This window comes from Caballeronia sp. LjRoot31 (assembly GCF_964253885.1).
GTDB lineage: Bacteria > Pseudomonadota > Gammaproteobacteria > Burkholderiales > Burkholderiaceae > Caballeronia.
This window is the reverse complement of the sequence record NZ_CAXURX020000001.1, coordinates 912,410-938,188: the sequence shown is the minus strand read 5'-3', so window position 1 is coordinate 938,188 and position 25,779 is coordinate 912,410. Positions and strand designations below refer to the sequence as shown.

Below are 25,779 nucleotides of genomic sequence, written 5' to 3'. Positions count from 1 at the left end.
CTCCGGCAAGGATGATCGCGCCGCGGCGCTTGCCGCGCCCGCGACCGACTCCACGCCGAACACCATTGACGGCGTGGCGTTTGCGCACCTGTACGGCGAGCCGCTCTGGAAGCTGCCAACGGACCTGTATATCCCGCCGGACGCACTCGAGATTTTTCTCGAAGCGTTTGAAGGTCCGCTCGACTTGCTGCTGTACCTGATCCGCAAGCAGAATTTCAACGTCCTCGACATTCCGATGGCCGACGTCACGCGCCAGTACCTGGGCTACGTCGACCAGATTCGCGAATCCAACCTGGAACTCGCGGCGGAATACCTGTTGATGGCGGCCATGCTGATCGAGATCAAGTCGCGCATGCTGCTGCCGGTGAAAAAGGCGGATACCGGCGAGGAAGCGGAAGATCCGCGCGCCGAACTCGTGCGGCGCTTGCTGGAATACGAGCAGATGAAGCTCGCGGCGCAGCGTCTGGATCACCTGCCGCAACTGGGCCGCGACTTCCTGCGGGCAGACGTGTACGTCGAGCAGAGTTCGGCGCAACGGTTCCCCGACGTCGATGCAAACGACCTGCGCGCCGCCTGGGCCGACGTCATCAAGCGCGCCCGGCTGGTCGAGCATCACAAGATCTCGCGCGAGGAATTGTCGGTGCGCGAGCACATGAGCACAATCCTGCGGCGCCTGCAGAACGCCCGCTTCATGGAATTCTGCGATCTCTTCGACCCGTCGCGCGGCGTGCCCGTCGTGGTGGTGAATTTCATCGCGATGCTGGAACTGTCGCGTGAAGCGCTGATTGAAATCACCCAGGCCGAGCCGTATGCGCCTATCTACGTGAGACTCGCGTATTCGCCGGCCTAAGCCTTCCGCTGCGAGTAGTAGCGCGAAAGCAGCGCAGCGCCCTTCCCCTTTTCTTTCCCCTTGGAGCAGTGTTTTCAAAGCTGCCCGCCAGGAGACACCTGCTAGATGAAAGTCATCAGCTCGATCCATGAACTGCGCGACCAGTTGCGCGGCCAGAACCGAACCGCCTTTGTCCCGACCATGGGTAACCTGCACGACGGCCACTTGTCGCTCATGCGGCTGGCGCGCCAGCATGGGGACCCGGTGGTTGCCAGTATTTTCGTGAACCGGCTGCAGTTCGGACCGAACGAAGATTTCGATAAATACCCGCGCACGCTGCAAGACGACATCGAAAAGCTACAGGCCGAGAACGTGTACGTGCTGTTCGCGCCGACCGAAGCCGATCTTTATCCGGAGCCGCAGCAATACCGGGTTCATCCGCCCACTAATCTGGGAGACATCCTGGAAGGCGAATTCCGGCCGGGCTTCTTCCAGGGCGTGTGTACCGTCGTGATGAAGCTGATGTCGTGCGTGCAGCCGCGCGTGGCGGTATTCGGCAAGAAGGATTATCAACAACTGATGATCGTGCGGCAGATGTGCCACCAGTTTGCGCTGCCCACCGAGATCATTGCGGCTGAAACCGTGCGCGACGCCGACGGCCTGGCGCTCAGTTCGCGCAATCGCTTCCTGCAAGCGGCCGAGCGCGCCGAAGCGCCGATCCTTGCAAAAACGCTGAATCGCGTGCGCGATGCGGTGCTGGCGGGCAATCGCGACTTTGCATCGATAGAAAAAGAAGCCGTGGAATCGTTGGCGCTTCGCGGCTGGCAGCCCGATTACATCGCGGTGAGAAAGCGCGTGGACCTGCTGCCGCCCGGCCCCGCCGATACCGCGACCCCGCTCGTTGTACTGGCTGCCGCCAAGCTGGGCACTACGCGCTTGATTGACAACCTGGAAATTTGAACGAGAAACACATGCAGCGAACGCTTTTGAAATCGAAGATTCACCGCGCCACGGTCACGCATTGCGAACTGCATTACGAAGGTTCGTGCGCTATCGACGAGGATTTGCTGGAAGCGGCGAATCTGGTTGAAAACGAGCAGATCGATATCTGGAACGTGAACAACGGCGAACGCCTGACGACCTATGCCATCAAGGGCGAGCGCGGCAGCGGCATGATTTCGCTGAATGGCTCGGCAGCGCGCCGGGCGCAACTGGGCGACCTGGTGATCATCGCGGCGTTTGCGCTGGTCGATGAGGCGGAACTGAAGACGGGCTGGAAGCCGGATCTCGTGTTTGTCGATGAAAAGAACCGCATCAAGGGAAACCGCGACCACGTGCCGACGCAGAACTGGACCTGAATCGGGTTCTGGTCTGCTGAGAAAATGCAAAAACGCCGGTTGGCTTTCATGGAAATGAAGCCAACCGGCGTTTTTTTTATGGTCTTCGGGGTCGTCTACATCACCCTCTACTTCTTCGACACCCATTCAATGATCGGTTGCCACTGCTCGATATCCTTCTCCACCCGGCTTTTAGCGACGTCCCAGATAGTGAGTCCGTGCGCCGCGACCTGCACGTAGTTCTGCGTATCGCGGATAAAACCCAGCACCGGCAGGTCAAGCCCTTCCACGAACCGATGCAGCTGATCCGCTGATTTCGTCCGGGCATCCACCCGCATACCCACCACGCCGACCTCGATCGTGCCCTTGCGTACCGCCTTCTCCTTCTGCAGCCGTTCGAGGAATTCCTGTGTAGCGAGAATATCGAACATGGACGGCTGCAACGGCACGATCACCTTGTCCGCCAACTCCAGCGCCAGCGCGAGACGGGTGCCGTGAATCCCGGCGGGCGTGTCGATAACCGCCTTCTCCAGGCCTCTCGGCGGCTTCGACGGCGCATCAACGTTTGTCTTCCACTCTTCTATCTTCGGCAGCGTGTCCGGGCGCAAGCCAAGCCAGCCATGGGCAGACTGCTGCTTGTCCAGGTCCGCGAGCGCGACCCATTCGCCGTTCGCCGCAAAATAACCAGCCAGATTCGTGGACAGCGTGCTCTTGCCCACGCCACCCTTCGGATTCGCCACCACGATCACCGTCATAGGTTCAATCCACGCGTTGTCGGCCGCGCTCCACAGCCGATAACCCCCGGCGTGCTGTAAGCGCTGCATTAAGTGAAAAGTTCGAGCCGTTGATACTATCGGATTTGCCTATTTCAATCCATGCGCGTCAACAACGCCACTCAACTTCAAGGACTCCGCAACATGGCCACACTGCGCCCCGAAATCACCCTTGACTATCTGCGCGAACGCCAGCGCGGCCGTCTGCCGGAGCTGCTCGGCGTGGAACTCGTATCGATGGAAAGTGGCACGCTGACCGGCAAACTCACCGTTCGGCCCGAAGTGCTCGCACCGAACGGTTTCCTGCATGCGGCGACGGTGGTCGGCCTTGCCGACACGTGTTGCGGCTACGCCTGCATCGCCCATCTGCCCGAGGGCGCGAAGAATTTTACGACCGTGGAACTGAAGAGCAACCACGTGGGCACGGCGCGCGAGGGCGTCATCACGGCCAAGGCGACCGCCGTTCATCTCGGCCGCAGCACGCATGTATGGGACGCGGTCGTGACGAACGGCGAGGGTAAAACCATCGCGTTGTTTCGATGCACGCAGATGATCTTGTATTGAAGCTGAGCCGGGGTAGGCAGAGGTTTGGGCGAACGTGGGCCGGTTACGGCGCATCAACGGGATGTGTCGCTTCGGATAAAGTTGGGCCAGCCAAGGCGCTTCTCCAGGCGCGTATCGGCTAGCCGGATGTTGCCCTCACCCGAAACCCGACCCGAGCCCGAACCACGCCCCGCCCCGCCGCTTTCAGGCGAACATCGCGGCAATAGCGTCAAGGTCCAGCGCTTGCCCGAGCGTATCGGCGAGACGGTCCAGCGAAGCCTCCCGCAATGCCGGGTAATCGAGCGCCGCAGCATCACGCAGACCCGCCCATTCGAGCAGCGCCGCGCAGGCTTCCGGGGTATCGAAGATGCCGTGCAGATAGGTTGCGGCGATCTGGTTATCGGCGGAAATCGCGCCGTCCGGACGCTCGCCGTCGAGCATCACGGCCGGCCGGGCGAGCGCTGCGCCCGTCGTGCGGCCCATGTGAATCTCGTAGCCTCGCACGGGCGCTGGCGTAGGGCCAGCGCTTAATGTCAGCCTGCCAGTCACGTTGCCGAGCAGCTTATCCGCCGTCAGCGTAGTGTCGAGATCCAGCAGGCCCAGCCCGTTCACGCAGCCTGCCGGCCCTTCGAACCCCTGCGGGTCATCCACCGTGCGGCCCAGCATCTGCATGCCGCCGCAAATGCCCAGCACCTTGCCGCCGTATCGCAGATGCCGCTCGATCGCGCGATCCCAGCCGTTTTCGCGCAGCCAAGCCAGGTCCCGCTGTACGCTTTTCGATCCCGGCAGCACGATCAGATCGGCCGGTGGCGGCGCCGTCCCCGCACGCACGTAGGAGAAATCGACCTGCGCGTGCGCACGCAATGCATCGAAATCCGTGTGATTGCTGATGCGCGGCAACGCCGGCACGATCACCTTCAGCAACTCGCCGCCGGCTTCGCCCCGCGTGTGCAACTGGCTCGGCAACATGTCCTCGGCATCAAGCGTCAGGCCATGCAGATAAGGCACCACGCCAAGCACCGGCTTGCCGGTCTGCGCTTCGAGCCAGTCGAGACCCGGCTGCAACAGGCTGATATCGCCACGAAAACGGTTGATTATGAAGCCGCGAATCCGCGCCCTTTCAGTCTCCGATAAACAAGCGAGCGTCCCCAGCAAATGCGCGAACACACCGCCACGGTCAATATCCGCCACCAGCACCACAGGACAATCCACGCGCTCGGCAAACCCCATGTTGGCAATATCCCGGTCCCGCAGGTTCACCTCGGCCGGGCTTCCCGCCCCTTCCACGATAATCGCGTCAAAACGCTGCTGAAGCCGCGCGTACGAGGCGAGAACGGCGTCGAAGGCAACGGTTTTGTACGCGTGATACGCACGGGCATCGAGATTGGCGTGCGCGTGGCCGTGGATGATCACCTGCGCGCCGCGATCGCTGGTCGGCTTGAGCAGCACGGGATTGAAGTCGATTTCCGCATCCACGCCCGCCGCAATTGCCTGCAACGCCTGGGCGCGGCCAATCTCCCCGCCGTCCACGGTTACCGCGCTGTTCAGCGCCATGTTCTGCGGCTTGAACGGCGCGACCCTCCTGCCGCCGCGCCGCGCGAGCCGGCACAAGCCCGCGACCAGCGTGCTCTTGCCGGCATCGGAGGTCGTGCCCTGGATCATCAGCGTGCCGCGCGGTGCAAATTGCATGGGTGTTTCCGTGCTCATCGGTTCTCTGGGAAGCCGCTATGGTAGCGCCCGCCGGTACAATATTGCGATGACTTCACCCGACCTCACCTTCATTCTCGGCGGCGCTCGCTCGGGCAAGAGCGCGTTTGCCGAACGGCTGGCCGCCGACAGCGGTTTGCCCGTTACCTACGTGGCCACGGCGCGTATTGGCGATGCCGAATTCGCCGCGCGTGTGGAACAGCATCGTGAACGCCGGCCGGCGCACTGGGCGCTGGTCGAAGCACCGCTCGATCTGGGCGGCGTGCTGCGCGAACTGGATCGCGAAGGTCACGTGGTGCTGATCGACTGCCTGACGTTATGGCTCGCCAATTTGCTGTTCCCCGCTGACGGCAGCACACCCGACGAGCCGCCGCTTGAGGCTTTCAGCGACTTCGACGCCGCGCTTTCAAACGTCCGCGGCCAGGTAATCATAGTGAGCAACGAGATCGGCCTGGGCGTGGTGCCAATGGGATCGGTGACGCGCCTTTACGTCGATGAACTCGGCCGCCTCAACCAGCGCGTCGCCGCCGCGAGCACGCATGTGACCATGATGGTCGCCGGCCTGCCGCTCGTCCTCAAAGGCTGACATGCTGCTGCTCTCCTTCTACGTTACGGCGATGCTCGCCATTGCCGGCGTGGTGATCGACCGGATCTTTGGCGAACCGGACACACGGCATCCGCTGGTCGCGTTCGGACGGCTTGCCACGCGTATCGAAGCAAAGATGAATACGGGTTTCCGGGCGCGGCCGGCGGGCATTCTCGCGTGGCTGCTGGCCGTCGTGCCACCGGTGGCAGTGAGCTGGATTCTGGTGAGCGTGCTGCCGTTCGCTGCCGCGTGCGCCGTGCATGCCGCGCTGCTGTGGTTCTCGCTCGGCGCCAAAAGCCTGCGCGACCACATCGTGCCGATTGCCCGTGCCCTCGGGCTCGGTGATCTGGCCGCCGCGCGAAAGCTGACGGCGCGTGTCGTCTCGCGCGACACCACCCACGCCGATGAAGCCGCGCTGTCCCGCGCCGCCGTCGAATCCGCGCTGGAAAACGGCAACGACGCGATTTTCGGCGCGCTGTTCTGGTTCGTCATCGCGGGCGGGCCGGGCGCGCTGATGTTCCGCCTCGCCAACACCCTCGACGCGATGTGGGGTTACCGCACGCCGCGTTACCTGCGTTTCGGCTGGGCGGCCGCCCGTTTCGACGATGTCCTGAACTTCGTGCCCGCGCGGCTCACGGCCGCAAGCTACGCCCTCATGGGCGACACCCGCACGGCGTGGCGCTGCTGGCGCACGCAGGCGCCGCTGTGGGACAGTCCGAACGCGGGGCCGGTGATGGCGGCGGGCGCGGGAAGCCTGAACGTGCTGCTCGGCGGCCCGGCGATTTATAACGGCGCGCTGGAAACGCGGCCCGTGCTCGGGTTTGGAATGACTGCGTCGCCGCGGCACGTGGTGGCGGCGCTGCGGCTCGTCGAACGCACGATCCTGCTTTGGCTCGCGGTGCTGCTGGTGCTGGCTTTCATGGGCGTGGGGCTTCATGGCTGATCCCATCCGGCATGGCGGGAATCTGCGGGAAGCCGCGCGTCGATACGGAATCGCGCTGGGCGACTGGGTGGATTTATCGACGGGGATCAATCCGCGGGTCTATCCGGTCCCGCCCGTTCCGGTGGACGCATGGCGCCGCTTGCCGGAGGACGCCGATGGCCTCGCCGAGCTTGCCGCGCGCCACTATGGAGCGCCGGGGGCGCTGCCGGTTGCGGGCAGTCAGGCGGCGATTCGTGCGCTGCCGGGCGTGTTGAAGCGAGGCGTTGCGGCCGTTGCACCTTTGACCTACGGCGAGTACGGGCCGGCGTTTGAACGGGCGGGGCATCGGATAGTCAGCCTCGATGTCGCATCGGCCGATTTGAAGGATGACATTGATCACGTGATCGTTGCGAATCCTAACAATCCAACGACCGAACGTATCACGCGTGATGTCCTGCTGCGGTGGCATGAGCAATTGGCGGCGCGCGGCGGTACGTTGGTCGTTGATGAAGCGTTCGCCGATGCCTACGGCGATGCGGCGATCTCGCTGGCATCGGAGAGTGGGCGGCCGGGATTGATCGTGCTGCGCTCGGTCGGCAAGTTTTATGGGCTGGCTGGGATTCGCGCGGGGTTTGTGCTCGCGGCGCAACCCCTACGCGATGCGCTTTCGGAAGCGCTCGGTGCGTGGACGGTAAGCGGTCCGGCACGACACGCGGTGCAAGCCGCGTTTAATGATCTTTCGTGGCAAGCAGAGACTCGCGCCACGCTGGCTCGCGATAGCGCAAGACTGGCCGCGTTGATCCGCAATCAAGGTTTCGATCCCCATGCAACGCCGCTTTTCGTATGGTTCGAGACCGACAAAGCAAAGACACTGCAGCATGCCTTAGCCACACGCGGAATCTGGACACGGCTCTTCGAGCACGGCGCGTTGCCAAGTTTGCGGATTGGTTTGACGGAATCGGAAGAGGAATGGGTGCGGTTTGAGGAAGCGTTTAACGTCGCGGTGAAAGCGATCCGCTGAACGACTGAGCCCTTCCGGTCGCGCGGTTCACTCTCCCACTGCTAATCAAAATCGAGCCCGTATTCGTGCTTCGATCACAAGACCCGCTTGTTATGCTGCCCGAGCCATACATGACGCACCCGAACCAACACTCCTCATGACCCTGCGCCACTTCCTCACGCTCACCTTCATCGCTACTGCGATTTTTGCATCGGCCCAAGCCCGCGCCGAAACCCTCACTGTCACCGACGACACCGGCGCCACCGTCACCCTCGCCGCCCCCGCACAGCGCGTCGTGAGCCTTGCACCGCACGTCACCGAACTTCTGTTCGCCGCGGGCGGCGGTGCGCGCGTGGTCGGTGCGGTCAGCTATAGCGACTACCCGCCGCAAGCCAAAGCCATTCCGCGTGTTGGCGATAACAAATCGCTGGACCTCGAGCGCATCGTGGCGACGAAACCCGATCTGATCGTCGTCTGGCGGCACGGTAATGCAATGCGTCAGATCGACAGGTTGCGCGAACTGCACGTGCCGCTGTTTTTCAGCGAGCCGCACAGGCTGGACGATATCCCTGTCACCATCGATAAACTCGGTATCCTGCTCGGGACATCGGCTCAGGCGAACAAGGCGTCGGAAGCATTCCGTCACGACATTACCGGCTTGCGGACGCGTTATTCGAACCGGCCGCCGGTAAGCGTGTTTTACCAGGTCTGGGACGACCCGCTGATGACGCTCAACGGGTCGCAAATCATCAGCGAAGTAATCGATCTATGCGGTGGTCACAACGTGTTCGCCAACCTGAAACCGCTGGTGCCCACCATCTCGACTGAAGCCGTCCTCGCCGCCGATCCCGAGGCGATCGTGACGGCCACGCCGGGCGCGACGAGTTCGGAACATGCGTTGCCGTCGCTGGATGTATGGCGCAAATGGCCAACGATCAAAGCCGTCGCGCGCAACAATCTGTTCGGTATCGATGGGGACCTGATCAACCGGCCAACACCGCGTCTTGCGCTCGCAGCGGCTGCGTTGTGCGAAGACCTGGAAGTAGCCAGAACGCGGCGTCCGAAGTAGAGATTCAGGCGTTCCAGCGCACCAACAACCACTGATCGCGCACGCGTTTCAACCAGACGATCGCGCCGAAATCCAGAGGCCATTGGATCGCGTTCGCGCGCGGGACGCCGAGCAAATGAGCGGTCAGTACACGTATGACACCGGCATGCGCCACCGCGTGAACCGGGCCAGTTGTATTGGCGGTACAAATTGAATCGGCCCAACCGATTACCCGCTCGGCAAACTGCGCGACGCTCTCACCGCCATGCTCGCGGGCGTGTTCAAGATCCTCCGCCCAGGCATCGAGCATCGCGCGATCAAGGCCATCCCAGCGCTGCCCTTCCCATGCGCCGAAATCGAGTTCCTGCAAACGTGCATCGGCTTGAATGGGACCGAGTGCTTCGGCCAACAAGCGGCATCGGCTTAATGGACTTGTATGCCAGACACCTTCAAACGCAGGCACTTTCAGCAGCCGCAAATGCTGCTCCAGCACACGCGCTGAATCGGCCGCATCGCCTAGAAGCGGGACATCGGTGCGGCCATAACAAATCCCGGTGTCGATACCAACAGCCGGATGGCGAATCAGGACGAGATCCATCCGAGTCCAATCAGGTAGATAGTAAGCTCAAAAATTTGCTGCGCGAAGCCGAGGCAATCGCCGGTATAACCGCCGATACGTTTGACGAAGTAGCGCCCCATGGCAAAACGCAACACACCGAGCGCCACGATCATCACGCATCCGAGCCGCCAGTCGGGCCAGAAAAGCCAGGGCAATCCGAACAACGCGGCTAACAGAAACGCCCACGCGCTCATCTTCTGCGCAACCGGTTTCGCCTTACCTTCGGCCCGCACATAGTCGAGCGTACAGAGATAGCTGATGGCGAACGTGCGGCTTGCCGCGTGCGCCGCGACGATCATCCATGCGGTGCGCAGCGGCAGCATCGTGGCCAATGTCTGCCACTTCAGCGCAAGCACGACGATCAGCGCAATAGCGCCGAACGCGCCGATTCGCGAGTCGTGCATGATGCGCAACACGTCCTCGCGGGTAGTTGCGCCGCCGAAGGCATCGGCGCAATCGGCGAGGCCATCTTCATGGAACGCGCCCGTGACAAGCAACGTTGCCGCCATCGATAACAACACGGCCACGCCCGCCGGAAACACCTGCAGCGCGGCGAGATAAACGACTGCGCCGAGCCCGCCGACCAGCGCGCCGATCAACGGAAAATAGCGCGCCGCCGCGCTCAGATAATGCGCTTCGAAACCGACCCAACGCGGTACCGGCACGCGAGTGAAATACCCGAGCGCGGTGAAGAAATAGCGAAGTTCCTGCGATGGCCGGTTCATCACGGGATCACACGGCCTTGTCGGACACGCCGGCCGATTCGAAGCTCGCCATTTCATTGATGAACGCCACCGCCGCGCGCAACAGCGGCAACGCAAGCGCGGCGCCGGTGCCTTCGCCCAGACGCAATCCAAGCTGCAGCAATGGCGCCGCGTTGAGATACTCCAGCATGCGCCGGTGCCCCGTTTCATCCGATGCATGCGCGAACACGCAGTAATCAAGGACCGCCGGATTAAGCGCGTGAGCCACAAGCAACGCCGACGTAACGATAAAACCATCGACTAGAATCGTCATGCGCGCTTCAGCCGCCGCGAGGAAAGCGCCTACGATCATCGCGATTTCAAAGCCGCCGAAAGTGGCCAGTGTCTCGATCGGATCGGTGGATGCCGCGTGTTTTTTTAAAGCCGCGGCAAGCACGTCGCGCTTGTGAATCAAGCCGGCGTCGTCCAGACCCGTGCCGCGTCCGACGCACGCATCAATTTCAACGCTGCAGATCCGGCTCATCAGGCATGCCGCCGCCGATGTATTCGCTATCCCCATCTCGCCAAAGCCGATCACGTTGGTCCCGAGCGCCGCGTGAAAACGCACGCGCGCAGCCCCACGTTCGATGGCTTGCAGAACTTCATCGCGCGTCATCGCCGGTTCGTTCGCGAAGTTACGCGTACCGCCGCGCCGGATCGCTGCATCGACGAACCCTGGCGCTGCCGGCGATGCACTCGCCACACCCGCGTCCACCACTTCGAGCGTCATGCCCGCCGCCTTCGACAACGCATTGATCGCCGCCCCGCCCGCGATGAAATTCGCGACCATCTGTACGGTGACTTCCTGCGGAAACGGACTCACGCCTTCGGCCGCAATGCCGTGATCGCCGGCAAAAACAATGATCGCCGGCCGCTCGATACGTGGCCGCAAAGTCCGTTGAATCAGCCCGATCTGAAGCCCGAGTGATTCGAGCCGCCCGAGACTGCCGGGCGGTTTTGTCTTCGTATCGATCACATGTTGCAACTCGGCCGCCATCGATCGAGCGAGCGGTTCAGGACGGGGAAGTATGTCGTTCATAGTGTTGTTCACGGAGAGGTTGAACGCATCACGGGCACGAGCGCCTCGTGACCATCCTGCTGGATCAGGGTAAGCGGATAACCGAACGCCGCGCCGGCACGCTCGGGCGTGAGGACATCGCGAACGCGGCCGGCATGCGTGTGGCCCGCGCCGTCGAGCAGTAAAGCGTGCGTGGCGAAACGCCGGGCAAGGTTCAGATCGTGACACGAGAAAATCACGCTGCGTTGTTTCGATCCGACCCAGCCGCTCAGCGCTTCGAGGCAATCGATCTGATGATGCACGTCGAGATGCGCCAGCGGTTCATCGAGCAACAATAGCGGCGCGTCCTGGCACAAGGTCGCGGCCAGCGCCACACGTTGACGTTCACCGCCGGACAACGACAGGACATCGCGTGAAGCGAATTCGGCAAGGCCGAGCCTATCCAGTGCCGCGTGCGCAGCCGCGCGGTCCGCGTCGCTTTCCCAGCCCCAGCCAGTGAGATGCGGAAAGCGGTTGAGCATGACGGTGTCCAGTACGGTCGCGCTGAACGCATCGTGCGTGGCTTGTGGCATCAACGCGCGGCGGCGGGCCAACTCAATAGTGCCCCAGGCGCTCAACGCTTTTCCATCGAGTGAAATCGCATTCGATGCCGTCTTCGATACCCCCGCCATCGCTGCAATCAAGGTCGTCTTGCCCGCACCATTCGGACCGGCGATGCACCAGATTTCGCCGGGCGCGAAGGTCTGCGTGAGGTCCGCGACCAACACGCGAGTTGCTGCACGAGTACCCGCGCGCAACGTGAGATGAGTGATCTGAAGTCCGTTCATGGCGCGCGCCTGAGGAGCATCCACAAGAATACCGGCACGCCGATCAGCGCGGTGATGACACCCACCGGCAACTGCGCCGGCGCGATCACCGTGCGCGCGATCAGGTCCGCTCCCATCACCGCCAGTCCGCCGGCCAGCGCCGATGCAGGCAGCAGCATGCGCTGATCGTTGCCGAACGCGAGCCGCAGCACATGCGGCACCACGAGCCCGATAAACCCGATGGTCCCGGCCGTCGTCACGGCAGCGGCTGCCGCCAGCGACGCAACGAGATACACGCGCACTCTCAACTGCACGACGCGCACGCCAAGCGCCTCGGCCGCTACGTCGCCGCGCAGCAGTATGTTGAGCTGGGGCGCGACCGGTACGATAGCGATCAACGCGATCACCAGCGCGATTAAAGCGGTCCATGGCATCGCGACGCCGTTCAGGTCGCCGGTCAGCCAGAACACCATGCCGCGCAAGCGATTCTCGGGGGCGACCGCGAGCATGAGCGTGATCAACGCGCCCCACCCCGCCGCGATCACTGCGCCGGTGAGCAGCAATCTCGGCGACGTGTCCTGCGGTTCCCCACGCCACAACTCGCGCCGGGCGAGGCCGAGCACAAGCAGTATCGATAAGAATGCGCCCGTGAACGCGGCAACGTCGACGCTCCACCACGACAGGGAGAACAACATCGCGGCGAGCGCGAACGCAGCCGCGCCACCCGATACGCCAAGCACATACGGTTCGGCCAAAGGATTGCGCAGCAAGACCTGCAGCAATGCACCGGCCATGCCAAGCAGAGCACCCGCCGCAAAACCACCGAGCGCGCGCGGCAGGCGCAGGCTGAGCACGATTTCATCGATCACGTCAGTCGACCGGGACACGAGCGCCTGCATCACCCGCAGCGGCGACACGGCGATACTCCCCAGCGCCAGCGACGCCACGAACACAGCGAGCGCGGCCAGGCCGAGCCCGGTCCAGACCATGAAAGCGCGCTGGGCGTTCATGCGCTTGGTGTTCACTGCGGCAGTCGGCCGGGCATGATCGAGGCGCCGCGACGCGGCGTGCGGCGTGCTGTACGAGTGCGCAAGCTGATGGTCCTTGTTGAAGAGGTTGCCGAGGTTATCGATAAGCGCGCCGCCCCACGGAACGGCAAGCTTTGGGCGACCAACGGATTGCCGCTGAACGGATAGTACAGATCGTCGAAGCTTGAAGCACGGCGGATGATCGCCGCCGTTGCGTTCCCCCAAAGCTGGTATCCGGGCTGTCGACCCATCGGGCGACCTTCCCGTGCGCGGACGCGCAGTGGCCAACCGCGTGCTGCCGGACGCCATTTTTCGAGTGGTGAAATGGGCGGGGCAACGCGCCAGGACCGGCTTGCAACTTGGGTTCGAGTCGCTTACCGTTGCGGGGGCAGCGCAGAGTGAGTCGTCCGGGCTGACTCTGCTCCCTGCTTCCCGTTTAACTGCGCGCTGGCAGCGCACGCATGAGCACCAGGGTGGCGGGAGTTTAAGATCGGCACAATGGCCCGTCAAGAAAGCAGGACCATGCGGGCATATTGACCGTCCACAACGTGGTTCGATTATTCGATTTACCCCTGTTTTAAAGGCTCCCGCGCGATATTCCGAAGAACGCTCGCACGCCTGAATGAATGGGAAAATGAATCGATATAAAACGTTTCCCCTTACAAATAAAGGGCCGTGCCCATGCTTTGAAGACCGAATGCTGTTACGTCTGGAAACGAACCAAATTTCTGAAGCGCCGGAGAAGCGCGCTAAAATGCGAGGTCTTAAGAGGACGCAGCACATGCTCAACGAACTCGAATCACTGTCACAGAATATCGGCCGGCTGATCAAGATCAGCGAACGCCATCATCAAGCTCACCACGCGTTGGCCCAGCAACTCGAACAGTTGCGCGCCGACTATGCCAACACGCAGGGCGAACTTGCGGCCATGCGCGAAGAACGCGACGCACTGGTGGCGGAACGCGACTCGCTGTCGGCCAAGATCGACGACGCGCAGATTCGCCTCAACGCGATTCTCGAAAAATTGCCGCGTGCGAAAGCTGCACCGGAGCCGGATAACCAGCTTGCCCTCTTGCCTCCCGATGGCGGCATCGAACCGGATACCGCCGACTCGGCGCACGGTGCGTTGCATGAAGAATCACACCATCACGGAGAAAAGGCATGACGACGAAACAGATCGAGGTATCCATTCTCGGCGCGCCGTATCGGCTCGCATGTTCGCCGGAAACCGAAGGCGCGTTGCGCGAAGCGGTCGCGCGCGTAGATGCGGAAATGTCGAAAGTGCGAAACGCAAGCAGCGTGCGCGGCACGGATCGGATCGCGGTGATGGCGGCGTTGTCACTGGCGTCAGAATTGCTCAAGCTGCAAAACAGCGTGCGTCACGGCGAGGCGTTCCCGGCCGAAGAAATTCGCCGCACCATGCATCAAATGAACGAGCAACTGGGCGTCGTGATTTCACAATACGAAGCGCAGTAGTTGCTGAGGTAGTTGCTGCAATAGATACGGTAGCGGTAAGTGTGTAGTGGCTGGAATTTGCTTTAAGTGCTTGACGTACGAGCTAATATCCGGATGTTATTTTGTTGCCGGAATGCTGGCACGATTCTGCGTCAACCGCTACGTCTTCAGGCATTTAACGAATTCATCGGTCACCATAAAGTTTTCCTGGATCATTGCTGCATCGTCTCGTCGATTGGTGTAAAGTGACTGCTCCCTGCCTGGTTTGCCAAGGTCATATATTCCTTGAACCAATGCCATTGTGCACGGTTGTGGGACCTTGTAGCACTGGCGAGCGCGTCACTCTGTCTGATGAGCCCAAAGTGCTGCTTACTGCGACCAATCTTGAACCCAGGTTCAGGATGCCGGCCTAGCGGCTTGGGCGGGGACCCTTTTCAACAGCATGCGTGTTTTTATGCGCGTGCTAGTAAGCGGTTGAGTTGACTGAATGGACTAACGGCGCTGGAGCTTCTCCGGCGCCGTTTTCTTTTGCATCGTGAATCCTGCATCGTGCATGCTTCTTTGCACGGCACCTTTCTCCATGGAAGACATTCATGCGCTACTGGCTGATGAAGTCGGAACCAAACGAAGCGAGCATCGACCATCTCGCTCACGCTCCCAAAAAAACCCTGCCCTGGACCGGCGTGCGTAATTACCAGGCACGCAACTTCATGCGCGACGGCATGCAGGTTGGCGACGGTGTGCTGTTCTATCACTCAAGCTGTCCGCAGCCGGGAATCGCAGGCATTGCGAAGGTGTCGTCGGCCGCTTATCCCGATCCCACTCAATTCGATTCCTCCAGCCACTACTACGATCCCAAGTCATCGCAGGAAAAGCCGCGCTGGTTGCTCGTCGACGTCCACTTCGTGAAGAAGACGCCGCTTATCCCCCTCGCCACGCTACGCGATCACGCAGAGCTTGCCGATATGCAAGTGCTCGCCCGAGGCAATCGGCTGTCGATCACACCGGTTACCGAAACGCAATGGCGCTTTATCACCGAACACCTTTTGTAACCTCGTTGAAGGGAACTTCGCGAGCATGAGAAGCGCCTAAGCTTCGCGTCACATGACGCGCACTCATGCTTATGGAGTTACACGATGACAAAGAAAAACACCACTTCCACACTGGCAGCCGCTGTGCTGCTTGCAGGCGCTGCCATGGCACAGAGCGCGTTTGCGCAAAGCGTCGTTCAGGCCCAGCCGTCGGGCGTGTTGTCGCTCGCAGCACAGGCCAGTGCTGACGTGCCGCAGGACGTGGTCGACATCACCCTGTTCTATGAGCAGGAAGCGCAAGACCCGGCCTCGTTGACGTCGGTGCTCAATCAACGCGCGGACGCCGCGCTGCGCCAGGCCAAGGGTGTCGATAACGTCACCGCGCACAGTGGTTCGTTCACCGTCTATCCGTCCACCGATCGCGATGGCCGTATTTCCGCATGGCGCGGCCGCACGGAAGTCGTGCTGGAGTCGAAGGACTTCGCCGCTGCGTCCAAGCTGGCGGGCAAGATGAGCGATTCAATGCAAGTGGGCAGTGTGACGTTCTCGCTCTCGCCGGAAGCGCAGCGCGCCGCGGAACAGAGACTCTCGACGCAGGCCATTGCTTCGTTCAAGCAGCAGGCACAGAGTTCGGCCCAGGCATTCGGCTATAGCGGTTATGCGATCCGCGAGGTGAACATCGGCCATAACGGGTCGTCGCCGCGTCCGGTCATGATGATGGCCGCGCGCAACATGAGCGCGGATGCAAAGATGTCGGCACCCATGGCGCTGGAAGGGGGCACGTCGACGGTGACCGTGAACGTGTCGGGTTCGGTACAGATGAACCGCTAGACGCTCAGTTCAAGTCTCGCTATATATAAAAAAGCCTCGCTGCGCGCGAGGCTTTTTCATGGCATTTGCAAAGGCTGATCTCTCGTTCAAGAGAGTTTCGCGGACTCCGACGGCACTGCGCGCCCACGTCGATACGACCAGACAAGCAGTCCAATTCCGCCAATGATCATGGGCAGTGAAAGCCATTGGCCCATCGACAGGTTCATGGCCAGCAGGCCCAGATAATCATCAGGTTCACGCGCGAACTCAACCGTGAAGCGCGCGAGGCCATAACCAATCAGGAACACCGCCGAAATCCCGCCCACCGGCCGCTGCTTGCGCGACATCAGCCACATCACGATAAACAATGCGAACCCTTCCAGCGCGATCTCGTACAACTGCGACGGATGCCGCGGCAGCATCTGGTAACGCTCGAAGATCTCATTCAAATGCCACTGCGCGGCCTGTTGCGGATGGGTGCGCAGCCAGATGGCGTCATCGGGAGATGCGTTCTGGAACAGCATGGCCCATGGCGCGTTCGGATTGGTCACGCGGCCCCACAACTCGCCATTGATGAAGTTGCCGAAGCGACCGGCCGCCAGCCCGAGCGGGACCAGCGGCGCGACGAAATCGGTGACTTGCAGCCAGGTCCGGTTTCTTTGCCACGCGAACAGGACCATCGCGAGAATCACGCCGATCATGCCGCCGTGGAACGACATGCCGCCTTCCCACACCTTGAAGATATCGAGCGGATTCGCGAAGTAGAAACTCGATTTGTAGAACACGACATAGCCAAGCCTGCCGCCCAGGATGGTGCCGAGCACCCCGTAGAACAGGATGTCGTCGATATCCTTCGTCGTCCATCCTTGCGCCGAGACGTACGGCAAGCGCAGCCGCAAGCGCCCGATGACGATGCACTGGATAAACGCCAGCAGATACATGAGGCCGTACCAGCGCACAGCGAGCGGACCGAGATGAAGCGCGATGGGATCGAAATTGGGGTGAATGAGCATGTTTCTATTTACGTGTTGGGGTCACGGCAACGCAGGCACGGTAGCCGCATGAGCGCGCACTATATCGATAAAACCGGCGAGCACCGGGCTGACTTCCGCTGCGCGCCACACGAGTCCGGTCTCAACCACCGGCCCCGATTCGAGCAACGGACGATACACCACTCCGGTCCTGCGCAGATGACGCAGCGACTGCGGCACGAGCGCGACGCCCATGCCAGCCGACACAAGACTGACGATGGTCTGCATCTGGATGGCTTCCTGCCCGACCCGCGGCATCAGGCCAGCCGCGCCGTAGCAACCCATAATGATGTCATAGAATCCGGGCGCGAGACGCCGTGGAAAGACGACGAGTGGGGCATCGGCGAGTTGGTGAAGGCTCACAGGCGTCTCCGACCATTCTTCGGCGCCCAGCCCGAGCGCAGCCGCGGCGTCGCTGGACATGGCGATGACCAACGGCTCGCGGGCGATCGGCAAATACGACAGCGCGACGGCGTGGCGTGGCGGCAGCGGGGGAATGACGAGCCCGGCGTCGATGCGGCCGGCCACCAGCTCTTCCACCTGAACGTCGCTGGTGGCTTCCACGAGTTGCAGCCGGACGCCAGGGTAACGGGCGCCAAAATCGCGCAGCAAGAGCGGCAGGAGCCCGTAATCGGCGGTGGAAACGAACGCAAGCGATAAAACCCCCGCCTCGCCCCGCGCGAGCGATTGCGCGAGCGGTCTTAACGCATCCGCGCCGGCGAGCAGCCGTCGCACTTCGGGCAGCAGATCCTTGCCCACGGGCGTCAGCTCGACTGAACGCTTCGTACGTACGAACAACGCGACGCCCAGCATCTCCTCCAGCGCCCGGATAGCCTGCGACAACGGCGGCTGCGTCATCGCGAGGCGCCCTGCGGCCCGTCCGAAGTGCATTTCCTCGGCAACCGTCACAAAATATCGCAACAATCTGAGTTCAATGTTCCGCGTTTCCACTGATATGTTCCACGACCTAGTAGACCCTGAATAATATATTGGACACGCGTTCGTACAAGCTTCATCCTTTCGCGACCAGACAATAAAATCCTCAAGGAGCCCCCACATGGCCTTCAATCGCCGCTCGAAAAACATCACGCAAGGCATCGCGCGTTCCCCGAATCGCTCGATGTATTACGCCCTCGGCTACAAGGACGAAGATTTCGACAAGCCGATGATCGGCATCGCCAATGGTCATTCCACCATCACGCCGTGCAATTCCGGCCTGCAAAAGCTGGCGGACGCCGCCGTCGAATCGATTCGTAAATCGGACGCCAATCCGCAGACCTTCGGCACGCCAACCATCTCGGACGGCATGTCGATGGGCACCGAAGGCATGAAGTACTCGCTCGTGTCACGCGAAGTGATCGCGGACTGTATTGAAACGGCCGTGCAAGGCCAGTGGATGGACGGCGTGGTTGTAATCGGCGGCTGCGACAAGAACATGCCCGGCGGCATGATCGGCCTCGCCCGCATGAACGTACCGGGTATCTACGTGTATGGCGGCACGATCCGTCCGGGCAACTGGAAGGGCAAGGATTTGACCATTGTGTCGTCGTTCGAAGCGGTGGGCGAATTCTCGGCCGGGCGGATGTCGAAGGAAGATTTCGACGGCATCGAGAAAAACGCCTGCCCGTCGAGCGGTTCGTGCGGCGGCATGTACACGGCCAACACCATGAGCTCGTCGTTCGAGGCGCTCGGCATGTCGCTGATGTATTCATCGACCATGGCCAACCCCGACGAAGAAAAGGTCACGTCCGCGGCGGAATCGGCACGCGTGCTGGTCGAAGCGGTCAAGGCCGATCTCAAGCCGCGCGACATCATCACGAAGAAATCGATTGAAAATGCGGTTGCGCTGATCATGGCGACCGGCGGCTCGACCAACGCGGTGCTGCACTACCTGGCTATCGCCCATGCGGCGGAAGTGGAATGGAGCATCGACGACTTCGAGCGCATGCGCAAGAAAGTGCCGGTGATCTGCAACCTGAAGCCGTCGGGTCAGTACGTGGCGACCGATCTGCACAAGGCCGGCGGGATTCCGCAAGTGCTGAAGATCCTGCTCGACGCGGGCATGCTGCACGGCGATTGCATCACGATCACGGGCAAGACTATCGCGGAAGAACTGAAGGACGTGCCGTCAAAGCCGCGTGCTGATCAGGACGTGATTTTCCCGATCAACAAGGCGCTCTACGACGAAGGCCATTTGGCCATCCTGAAGGGCAACCTGGCGCCGGACGGCGCCGTGGCGAAGATCACCGGCCTGAAGAACCCGGTCATCACCGGCCCGGCACGCGTGTTCGAGGACGAACAAAGCGCGATGACCGCGATTGTCGCGGGTCAGATCAAGGCGGGAGATATTGTGGTGTTGCGTTATCTCGGCCCGAAGGGCGGTCCGGGCATGCCGGAAATGCTGGCGCCTACTTCGGCGATCATCGGCCAGGGGCTGGGTGAATCGGTGGGCCTGATTACCGATGGACGCTTCTCCGGCGGCACATGGGGCATGGTGGTGGGTCACGTTGCCCCGGAAGCCTATGCGGGCGGCACGATCGCGTTCATCAAGGAAGGCGATTCGATCACCATCGACGCTCACAAACTGCTGTTGCAACTGAACGTGGACGATGCCGAGATCGAGCGCCGTCGCGGAGAGTGGACGCAGCCTGCGCCGCGTTATACGCGTGGCGTGCTGGCCAAGTATGCTGCGCTCGCGTTGCCGGCAAACAAAGGCGCGGTAACGGGTTGATCGCGGGGTAATTGCTCGCTGTTTTTCGCTCGCGCCGGCGGACCGTTTCAGGTTCTGCCGGCGTAGGCGGGGAATTTAATGCCGGATTGCCGCTGCGCTGGGTCGGGCTCGGCTCCGGCAGCCGGAATTGCCCCGAAATCCCCTTCTTACTTGCGCCCTCGCCGTTCCAGTTCGTCGGCCACCGCCTCGCGCACCCATTGCGTCAACTCGGTTTCCAGCGCCAACGCAACCTCCCGCGTAATCTGGCTGACTAGCCACGTGGAATGCTCCTGCAACGATTCCCTGCAGCGTTCCTCGATCAACGCCCGGCCATCGCCAGTCAAAAAGTGCGTGAAGCGCCCGCGCAGCCTGTCTGCGATCACATCGGCGTCACGATCCGCGCCGTGTGCAAGCTCCTCGTGCGATGGCACAGCCGCCGGCGATAACACCGGCTCCGGCGCACGCGGTGCAACACGGGCACGGTCCGGCCGGCCCGGCACGATGACATCGGTCAGCACGGGAATGGAGGAATCGAAGTTTTCGGGTGTTTCAGCCGTATCGGGCGCGGTGGTGATGGGCACGAGTGGACTCCGTCTCTTGATGGCAGGCTGTTGAAACCTGATGGCAGGCCGGGTGCGGGCTAACAACGGTAACGGCGCGCGTTTTCGCGATCATACCGCGCGGCCAGCGCACGCAGCGATTGGGTAAGACGCTCAGCCGCCCTGCTTGTAATTGTTGAGCACATAGCCCCGATCGCGATAGAAACGATACCGGTCGCGCCCAGCCACGAGTTCCTGCTCCTCGTTGCCGACCACTTCCAGCAGGCGTTCAAACCGCGCGAACTGCGGCGGTACGGTTGCGCCGAGGTTCAGCAGGATCTGCTGCTGCAGATCCTGCCCCAGCGATTCCAGCGACGCAGTCAGCAACACCGGCGTTTGCCCCGCCAGCGCGCTGTCCGCCATGCAATGCGGCACGAACTCGAGCGGCTTGAAGGTCCACAATTGCTCGTCGAACCGCTTCAACCGCTCGGGTTCGGCCAGCACGATCAACGGCTGACCGCTCAGGTAAGCCTTGCGCACGAGGCGGCAGGCGTACGCGATCGAATCCCCCACATTCGAATGGAAATCGATACGCGTCATGGCTGTGCCTCCCCGCTCACGCTTGGTTCAACCACGCTCATTGGCCCGCGCGATCGACCAGGAACTGCGTGAGCAAGGGCACCGGACGACCGGTTGCGCCCTTTGCCGCGCCGCTTTTCCACGCCGTACCCGCGATGTCGAGGTGAGCCCAAGGATAGTTCTGCGCGAAACGCGACAGGAAACACGCCGCGGTAATCGCGCCGCCCGGCCGTCCGCCAATGTTCGCGACATCGGCGAAATTCGACTTCAGCAGGTCCTGGTATTCGTCGTCGAGCGGCATGCGCCAGGTCGGATCGATGGCTTCCTTCGACGCGTCCAGCAACTCGCCCGCCAGCGCGTCGTCCTTCGAGAACAAAGCGGTGTTGTGATGGCCAAGCGCCACCACGCACGCGCCCGTGAGCGTGGCGATATCGATGACTGCCGCGGGTTTGAAGCGTTCCACGTAGGTTAGCGCGTCGCAGAGAATCAGGCGGCCTTCCGCGTCCGTATTCAACACTTCGATAGTCGTGCCGGACATGGACGTGACAATGTCACCCGGCTTCACCGCGTTGCCGGCCGGCATGTTCTCGCAGGTCGGAACCACACCGATCACGTTGAGCTTCAGCCCCATTTCGGCAATCGCGCGCATGGTGCCGAACACCGAACCGGCGCCGAGCATGTCGTACTTCATCTCGTCCATGCCTTCGCCGGGCTTGATGGAGATGCCGCCGGTGTCGAACGTGATGCCCTTGCCGACCAGCACAACCGGCGCGGCCTTCGCGCCCGCGCCCTGGTGATGCATCACGATGAACGCGGGCGGTTCAACCGAGCCTTTCGCGATCGACAGGAACGAACCCATGCCCAGCGCTTCGATCTGCTTCTGGCCGAGCACTTCCACCTTCAGCTTGAATTCCTTGCCCAGCTTTTTCGCGGTATGGCCGAGATAGGTGGGCGTGCAGACGTTCGGCGGCAAGTTGCCGAGATCGCGCGTCAGGTCCATGCCGTTGGCGAGTGCCGTGGCGTGTTTCAACGCGAGCTTCGCGGCCTTTTCGTCGGCGGCATCGATGCTGAACACCACTTTCTTCAACGCGCGATCGCCGTTTTCCGGCTTGCTTTTCATCTGCGTGAACTTGTAGGTCAACTCGCGCAGCGCGAGGATGGCGCAGCGCACGCCCCAGTCGCTGGTGCGCTCGGGCACCGGCAGTTGGGCGAGCGTGAACGCCACGTTCGCGATCTTCGTGGCGAGCAGCGCCCGCCATGCGGCGCGCGCGGCTTCCGTGTAAGCCTTCTGATTGAAAGCGTCCTGCTTGCCGAGGCCGACCAGCAAAATCCGTGACGCCCCAATCCCCGTCACTTCGGTCAGCATCAACGTGGAACCGGCCTTGCCGCTCATGTCACCAGCTTTCACCGTGCGCGTAAGCAGCCCCTTGGTCACCAAATCCATCTCGCGGGCTGCGCCCGTCAACGTCTGCGCTTCGAACACTCCGAGCACTACTACATCGGCCTTTCCGTTAAGGAAACCATTTGCCGAGCCTTTGCTCCAATCACAGGCTTTTATGCTAAAGTCCATCGCGCTTATCCTCGGATAAAATCTGGGCTGAAGGAAGAAAGCCGCAATTATCCGCTATTTTTTCCGAGGCGGTCGCGGGCAGCGATACCCGGATTGAATGTCTCGCTCATGACTCGGTCGACTCGTTCATCCGGCACGTTTGTCATGGCGTGTGGTCCAAACGTGGTCCAAGCGCGGCCCGCACATAATCCAACCGCCTGGTCGCCGCCGGTTTCCACCTGACAATCAATGATCTTCGAACGCTCCCTTCAGCGTGAACTCGCGTATACGGCTGGCGCCGTATTCATGGTGCTGCTCACGATCATGCTGACCACGATGATGATCCGCATCGTCGGCTTTGCCGCATCGGGACAAGTCGATCCGCGCGACGTCGTCGTGCTGATCGGCCTTACCGTCATCGGCTATCTCGCCGTGATCATGATCGTGACCCTGTTCGTGTCCATCCTCTTCGTGCTGACGCGCTGGTATCGCGACTCGGAGATGGTCGTGTGGCTCGCGTCAGGCGTCAGTCAGACGGCGCTGATCAAACCAATCGCGCTCTTCTCCACGCCCATCATCCTGGCCATCGTATTTTTCGCGTTCGTGGTCTGGCCCTGGTCGAATTTGCAAAGCAAGCTCATCAAGGCACGGTTCCAGCAACGCGACGAAGTCTCGCTGCTCGCACCGGGTCAGTTCCGTGAATCGCAAACCAGCCACCGCGTGTTTTTCATCGAGAAGATGTCGCCGGATCAGGGGCACGTGCAGAACGTGTTCGTGACGAGTACGGAAGGCGGCAAGGTCAACGTGGTGGTATCGAAGAACGGCCATACCGAAACGCACGCCAATGGCGATCGTTTCGTGGTGCTGGAAAACGGCCGGCGCTACGACGGCATTCCGGGGCAGCCGAACTTCCGGATCATGGAGTTCGAGCGCTACGGCGTGAAAATTCAAAGCCAGCAATTCGTGAACACGCCTACCACGACCGGCATGTATACGAACGAGCTGCTGGCCAATCCCACCCGCGACAACCTTGCCGAAATCGCGTGGCGCGCGGGTCTGCCGCTGATCGCGATCAACCTGATGCTGCTCGCCATTCCGCTCTCCTACCAAAACCCCCGACGCAGTCGAACAATCAATCTCGTGATGGCAGTACTGATCTATCTGACGTATTCCAACCTGCTGAACGTGGTGCAGTCGTGGATCGAGCAAGGCCGGGTGTCGTTTGTTGTCGGGCTGGTGGGACTGCACATAATCGTCTCGGTCATGGTCGGGTTCATCTTCTGGTTGCGCATACGCAATCGGCCGCTCTTCAAGCTGTCGGCGTTTACCCGCTCGAAAGGGGCCTGACGCAATGCGCATTTACGAACGGTATTTCGCGCGTCAGATTTATCTCGCGTTCATCTTCATCCTGTTCGCGTTCTCAGGCCTGTTCTTCTTCTTCGACTTGATCAACGAGCTGAACACGGTCGGCCACGGCAACTACAAGTTTGGGCTCGCCGTGCTGCGAGTGGGCTTGCAGACGCCCTCGCGCTTCTACGAAATCATTCCGGTTGCCGCGCTGATTGCGGCCATCTACGTGTTCGCGCAAATGGCCGCCGCGTCCGAGTTCACCATCTTCCGCGTATCCGGATTGTCCACCGGCAAGGCGCTGCGCTCGCTGCTCAAGATCGGCATACCAATGGTCCTGCTCACGTATGTGATCGGCGAAGTGGTCGGCCCCTACTCGGACCAGCTCTCCGAGAAAGTACGGCTCGAAGCGCTGGGCTCGTCGGTGTCGATGAACTTCGAATCAGGCGTCTGGGTGAAAGACACGCTGACCGCGCGCGCGGACGGCGAACAGGTCACGCGCTTTGTAAACGTGGGCACGCTGAATCCGGATACGACCATTGCGAACGTGCGCATCTACGAATTCGATTCGTTGTTCCGGCTGACGAACGTGCGCATCGCTAAAAGTGGCGTGTTCCAGCCGCCGGGCCACTGGAAGCTCACCGACGTAACGGACACCGAACTCATCGACGCGCCGCCACAAACCGTGAATCCCGGCGACGCGCTTAATCCCGTGTATCGCGCGAAACAGATCACCCTGCCCGAGTATTCGCTGCGCTCTGAACTCACGCCGCAGATTTTGTCGGTGCTGCTGGTGTCGCCAGACCGGATGTCGATGTTCAACCTGTTCAGATACATCCAGCATTTGACGGAAAATCATCAGGACACGCAGCGGTATCAGATCGCGTTCTGGCGCAAGATCTTGTATCCGCTCGCGGTGCTGGTGATGCTGGTGCTGTCCCTGCCGTTTGCGTACCTGCATACGCGCGCCGGCGTGGTCGGTGTGAAGGTGTTCGGCGGCATCATGATCGGCATGAGCTTCCAGCTGGTCAACACGCTGTTTTCACACATTGGTACGCTGAACACCTGGCCCGCGCCATTGACGGCCGCAGCGCCGGCGCTGGCGTACCTGATCGTCGGCTTGATCGGGTTGCGGTGGGTGGACCGGCATTAGGCTTCAAGCATTAGGGCTTCAGGCGTCAGCGCTTTGAGACGAGGGAGAACGCGATGAGCAAGCACGGCATGATCCTGTTCGGTCACGGCGCACGCGATCCACGCTGGGCCGAGCCTTTCGAACGGCTCGCCACGAAGCTGCGCGCAATGCGCAGCGCGCCGGTATCGCTGGCGTTTCTTGAACTGATGACCCCCGATTTACCTACGGCTGTCGAACGCCTGGCGGTGGATGGGTGTGACGCGCTCACCGTCGTGCCCGTGTTCTTCGGTCAAGGCGGTCATATACGGCGCGACCTGCCTGAGTTGCTCGATCGATGCCGCGCGATGTTTCCATTGCTGACCATCCAATGCGCAACAGCGGTGGGTGAAGACGACTCGGTGCTGGATGCGGTCGCACAATATTGCGTTCGGCAGATTGAGTAGGTTTATCGCCCCTCACTAGCGTGCTGGCGAAAGCACGACCGTTTTCCATAATGCCCCGCGAGTCATGGACTTCCGGGGCATTGTTCTGTCCGAAGGATTTTCCTGGCCGACGCCATTGTGCCTGCGCGCCGAAGAGGGCCGGAGCCAGCTTCAACGGACACCCGGTGCGGGCCAGATCATCAAACAAACGCGTT

General features: G+C 61.6%; 28 protein-coding genes and 1 other RNA gene. 17 read left to right on the top strand and 12 right to left on the bottom strand.

What is annotated here, in order from left to right; genetic code table 11:
* The first annotated feature begins 64 nt into the window (after window positions 1-64).
* The 3 genes from ACSQ8V_RS03995 (at window position 65) to panD (ending at window position 2,187) form a co-directional block, all read left to right on the top strand.
* Window positions 65-850 carry a segregation and condensation protein A gene (locus ACSQ8V_RS03995; RefSeq protein WP_436206586.1) on the top strand — a complete coding sequence of 262 codons (786 nt, stop codon included), beginning with the start codon at window positions 65-67 and terminating at the stop codon, window positions 848-850.
* A 105-nt stretch (window positions 851-955) separates the two neighbouring features.
* Window positions 956-1,789 carry a pantoate--beta-alanine ligase gene (gene panC, locus ACSQ8V_RS03990; RefSeq protein ID WP_436204955.1) on the top strand — a complete coding sequence of 278 codons (834 nt, stop codon included), beginning with the start codon at window positions 956-958 and terminating at the stop codon, window positions 1,787-1,789.
* An 11-nt stretch (window positions 1,790-1,800) separates the two neighbouring features.
* The gene (panD, locus tag ACSQ8V_RS03985) at window positions 1,801-2,187 is read left to right on the top strand and encodes an aspartate 1-decarboxylase (protein ID WP_436204954.1); all 387 of its coding nucleotides are present in this window, start codon (window positions 1,801-1,803) and stop codon (window positions 2,185-2,187) included.
* A gap of 107 nt (window positions 2,188-2,294) precedes the next feature.
* Here the strand turns inward: panD and ACSQ8V_RS03980 are convergent, their stop codons facing one another.
* Entirely contained in the window at window positions 2,295-2,921 is a 627-nt protein-coding gene (locus ACSQ8V_RS03980; RefSeq protein ID WP_213762644.1) for a ParA family protein, read from the bottom strand.
* A gap of 162 nt (window positions 2,922-3,083) precedes the next feature.
* On the opposite strand from ACSQ8V_RS03980, the gene ACSQ8V_RS03975 reads away from it, so the two are divergent.
* Window positions 3,084-3,503 (top strand): PaaI family thioesterase, encoded by a 420-nt coding sequence (locus ACSQ8V_RS03975; protein ID WP_213762481.1) that lies wholly within the window; start codon window positions 3,084-3,086, stop codon window positions 3,501-3,503.
* A 183-nt stretch (window positions 3,504-3,686) separates the two neighbouring features.
* Here the strand turns inward: ACSQ8V_RS03975 and ACSQ8V_RS03970 are convergent, their stop codons facing one another.
* On the bottom strand, window positions 3,687-5,171 hold the full coding sequence (locus ACSQ8V_RS03970; RefSeq protein ID WP_436204953.1) for a cobyric acid synthase: 1,485 nt from the start codon (window positions 5,169-5,171) through the stop codon (window positions 3,687-3,689).
* Window positions 5,172-5,238: 67 nt separating this feature from the next.
* On the opposite strand from ACSQ8V_RS03970, the gene cobU reads away from it, so the two are divergent.
* From cobU to ACSQ8V_RS03950, 4 genes are all read left to right on the top strand, one after another.
* Entirely contained in the window at window positions 5,239-5,775 is a 537-nt protein-coding gene (gene cobU / locus ACSQ8V_RS03965; RefSeq protein WP_436204952.1) for a bifunctional adenosylcobinamide kinase/adenosylcobinamide-phosphate guanylyltransferase, read from the top strand.
* A 1-nt stretch (window position 5,776) separates the two neighbouring features.
* Window positions 5,777-6,718: an adenosylcobinamide-phosphate synthase CbiB gene (gene cbiB, locus ACSQ8V_RS03960; protein WP_436204951.1), complete on the top strand. Its 942-nt coding sequence runs from the start codon at window positions 5,777-5,779 to the stop codon at window positions 6,716-6,718.
* Window positions 6,711-7,718 carry a threonine-phosphate decarboxylase CobD gene (gene cobD / locus ACSQ8V_RS03955; protein WP_436204950.1) on the top strand — a complete coding sequence of 336 codons (1,008 nt, stop codon included), beginning with the start codon at window positions 6,711-6,713 and terminating at the stop codon, window positions 7,716-7,718. Before cbiB ends, cobD begins: the two co-directional genes overlap by 8 nt.
* 136 nt (window positions 7,719-7,854) lie before the next feature.
* Window positions 7,855-8,766: a cobalamin-binding protein gene (locus tag ACSQ8V_RS03950; RefSeq protein ID WP_436204949.1), complete on the top strand. Its 912-nt coding sequence runs from the start codon at window positions 7,855-7,857 to the stop codon at window positions 8,764-8,766.
* A 4-nt stretch (window positions 8,767-8,770) separates the two neighbouring features.
* On the opposite strand, the gene cobC is transcribed toward ACSQ8V_RS03950, so the two are convergent.
* The 5 genes from cobC to ACSQ8V_RS03925 are packed head-to-tail and all read right to left on the bottom strand — an operon-like array spanning window position 8,771 to window position 12,941.
* Complete coding sequence (gene cobC, locus ACSQ8V_RS03945) at window positions 8,771-9,343, bottom strand: alpha-ribazole phosphatase (RefSeq protein WP_436204948.1); 573 nt, start codon at window positions 9,341-9,343, stop codon at window positions 8,771-8,773.
* The gene (locus ACSQ8V_RS03940; protein ID WP_436204947.1) at window positions 9,328-10,089 is read right to left on the bottom strand and encodes an adenosylcobinamide-GDP ribazoletransferase; all 762 of its coding nucleotides are present in this window, start codon (window positions 10,087-10,089) and stop codon (window positions 9,328-9,330) included. The genes cobC and ACSQ8V_RS03940 overlap by 16 nt, the downstream gene beginning before the upstream one ends.
* A 7-nt stretch (window positions 10,090-10,096) precedes the next feature.
* Complete coding sequence (cobT, locus tag ACSQ8V_RS03935; RefSeq protein WP_436204946.1) at window positions 10,097-11,146, bottom strand: nicotinate-nucleotide--dimethylbenzimidazole phosphoribosyltransferase; 1,050 nt, start codon at window positions 11,144-11,146, stop codon at window positions 10,097-10,099.
* A gap of 8 nt (window positions 11,147-11,154) precedes the next feature.
* Window positions 11,155-11,952, bottom strand: a complete 798-nt coding sequence (locus ACSQ8V_RS03930; RefSeq protein ID WP_436204945.1) for an ABC transporter ATP-binding protein — start codon at window positions 11,950-11,952, stop codon at window positions 11,155-11,157.
* Window positions 11,949-12,941 (bottom strand): FecCD family ABC transporter permease, encoded by a 993-nt coding sequence (locus ACSQ8V_RS03925; protein ID WP_213762643.1) that lies wholly within the window; start codon window positions 12,939-12,941, stop codon window positions 11,949-11,951. Before ACSQ8V_RS03925 ends, ACSQ8V_RS03930 begins: the two co-directional genes overlap by 4 nt.
* A gap of 799 nt (window positions 12,942-13,740) precedes the next feature.
* Between ACSQ8V_RS03925 and ACSQ8V_RS03920 the strand changes: the two genes are divergently transcribed.
* The 5 genes from ACSQ8V_RS03920 (at window position 13,741) to ACSQ8V_RS03900 (ending at window position 16,276) form a co-directional block, all read left to right on the top strand.
* Window positions 13,741-14,124: an ATPase gene (locus tag ACSQ8V_RS03920; RefSeq protein ID WP_213762471.1), complete on the top strand. Its 384-nt coding sequence runs from the start codon at window positions 13,741-13,743 to the stop codon at window positions 14,122-14,124.
* The gene (locus tag ACSQ8V_RS03915) at window positions 14,121-14,435 is read left to right on the top strand and encodes a cell division protein ZapA (protein ID WP_213762470.1); all 315 of its coding nucleotides are present in this window, start codon (window positions 14,121-14,123) and stop codon (window positions 14,433-14,435) included. Before ACSQ8V_RS03920 ends, ACSQ8V_RS03915 begins: the two co-directional genes overlap by 4 nt.
* Window positions 14,436-14,664: 229 nt before the next feature.
* Window positions 14,665-14,846: non-coding RNA, 6S RNA (gene ssrS, locus ACSQ8V_RS03910), on the top strand.
* Window positions 14,847-15,007: 161 nt separating this feature from the next.
* Window positions 15,008-15,466, top strand: coding sequence for an EVE domain-containing protein (locus ACSQ8V_RS03905; protein ID WP_213762469.1), 459 nt, complete (start codon window positions 15,008-15,010; stop codon window positions 15,464-15,466).
* 84 nt (window positions 15,467-15,550) lie between these two features.
* On the top strand, window positions 15,551-16,276 hold the full coding sequence (locus ACSQ8V_RS03900; RefSeq protein WP_213762468.1) for an SIMPL domain-containing protein: 726 nt from the start codon (window positions 15,551-15,553) through the stop codon (window positions 16,274-16,276).
* An 86-nt stretch (window positions 16,277-16,362) separates the two neighbouring features.
* On the opposite strand, the gene lgt is transcribed toward ACSQ8V_RS03900, so the two are convergent.
* Together lgt and ACSQ8V_RS03890 are read right to left on the bottom strand one after the other, a co-directional pair.
* Window positions 16,363-17,268 (bottom strand): prolipoprotein diacylglyceryl transferase, encoded by a 906-nt coding sequence (gene lgt, locus ACSQ8V_RS03895; RefSeq protein ID WP_213762467.1) that lies wholly within the window; start codon window positions 17,266-17,268, stop codon window positions 16,363-16,365.
* A gap of 21 nt (window positions 17,269-17,289) precedes the next feature.
* Window positions 17,290-18,177, bottom strand: a complete 888-nt coding sequence (locus ACSQ8V_RS03890; protein ID WP_436206585.1) for a LysR family transcriptional regulator — start codon at window positions 18,175-18,177, stop codon at window positions 17,290-17,292.
* 166 nt (window positions 18,178-18,343) lie between these two features.
* Between ACSQ8V_RS03890 and ilvD the strand changes: the two genes are divergently transcribed.
* Window positions 18,344-20,017 (top strand): dihydroxy-acid dehydratase, encoded by a 1,674-nt coding sequence (gene ilvD / locus ACSQ8V_RS03885; RefSeq protein ID WP_436180951.1) that lies wholly within the window; start codon window positions 18,344-18,346, stop codon window positions 20,015-20,017.
* A gap of 146 nt (window positions 20,018-20,163) precedes the next feature.
* On the opposite strand, the gene ACSQ8V_RS03880 is transcribed toward ilvD, so the two are convergent.
* From ACSQ8V_RS03880 to ACSQ8V_RS03870, 3 genes are all read right to left on the bottom strand, one after another.
* Window positions 20,164-20,577, bottom strand: a complete 414-nt coding sequence (locus ACSQ8V_RS03880; protein ID WP_436180950.1) for a DUF2486 family protein — start codon at window positions 20,575-20,577, stop codon at window positions 20,164-20,166.
* A 132-nt stretch (window positions 20,578-20,709) separates the two neighbouring features.
* Window positions 20,710-21,135: a DNA polymerase III subunit chi gene (locus ACSQ8V_RS03875; protein ID WP_213762463.1), complete on the bottom strand. Its 426-nt coding sequence runs from the start codon at window positions 21,133-21,135 to the stop codon at window positions 20,710-20,712.
* A 37-nt stretch (window positions 21,136-21,172) separates the two neighbouring features.
* On the bottom strand, window positions 21,173-22,684 hold the full coding sequence (locus ACSQ8V_RS03870) for a leucyl aminopeptidase (protein WP_213762462.1): 1,512 nt from the start codon (window positions 22,682-22,684) through the stop codon (window positions 21,173-21,175).
* Between the two features lie 228 nt (window positions 22,685-22,912).
* Here ACSQ8V_RS03870 and lptF point away from each other — a divergent pair, with 228 nt between their 5' ends.
* Genes lptF through ACSQ8V_RS03855 form a run of 3 tightly spaced genes read left to right on the top strand, consistent with a single transcriptional unit; the run spans window position 22,913 to window position 25,585 of the window.
* Complete coding sequence (gene lptF, locus ACSQ8V_RS03865; RefSeq protein WP_436180947.1) at window positions 22,913-24,010, top strand: LPS export ABC transporter permease LptF; 1,098 nt, start codon at window positions 22,913-22,915, stop codon at window positions 24,008-24,010.
* A gap of 4 nt (window positions 24,011-24,014) precedes the next feature.
* Complete coding sequence (gene lptG / locus ACSQ8V_RS03860) at window positions 24,015-25,163, top strand: LPS export ABC transporter permease LptG (RefSeq protein ID WP_213762460.1); 1,149 nt, start codon at window positions 24,015-24,017, stop codon at window positions 25,161-25,163.
* Window positions 25,164-25,216: 53 nt separating this feature from the next.
* On the top strand, window positions 25,217-25,585 hold the full coding sequence (locus ACSQ8V_RS03855) for a sirohydrochlorin chelatase (RefSeq protein ID WP_436204944.1): 369 nt from the start codon (window positions 25,217-25,219) through the stop codon (window positions 25,583-25,585).
* Window positions 25,586-25,779: the final 194 nt, after the last annotated feature.